This is a genomic window from Alcanivorax sp. HI0083, from assembly GCF_001635175.1.
Map to the genome: position 1 here is coordinate 1 of NZ_LWFX01000864.1, position 484 is coordinate 484.

Genomic DNA, 484 nt, shown 5'->3' on the forward strand with positions numbered 1-484 from the left:
GAGAGGCAATGCGCAGCAGGTGTGCGCTTCAGGCCGCGCCTTTATGCCCGAACGGGTGCTTCGGGTCATCCAGGCTGGCCCGCACTCGTTGTTGCGCTTTTTCGATGGATGGACATATCTCGATCCCAGTTAGGGGACACCTTCAAAAGCGCGCCCTCTGTGCCCCGAATGGGGTATAGATTGCGAACCAGCCTGAAAGACTGAGTACGCAAGGAGTTTTTCAGAGGTTCCCTAGTGACGCTGCTGGTGGCCTTGGCCACCGGAAACTCCTGGGCTGTTGAAGATAGCCTGCGAGGGGGCTTTCTTGTGGGTGGAGGCTTTGCGCTGGATACCGGTAATTTTGCTGATGAGCTGGAAGATGCTCTGGGTGGTGGTTTCAACGTAGAAGATGATGGTGCCAGCACAGGGCCAGACCTGTACTTGGGGGTATGCTTTTAGTGGCGCTTCCTCTTTTCGTATTGGCTACCGCCAATTCGGGGAGCAA

Annotated in this window: 1 protein-coding gene; it reads left to right on the plus strand. The window is 56.2% G+C overall.

Translation table 11 applies throughout. From position 1 onward, the window contains the following. Positions 1 to 234: 234 nt before the first annotated feature. A complete protein-coding gene (locus tag A3754_RS08335; RefSeq protein WP_063519302.1) occupies positions 235 to 438 on the plus strand; it encodes a hypothetical protein in 204 nt (67 codons plus the stop codon). The last annotated feature ends 46 nt before the right edge of the window (positions 439 to 484 follow it).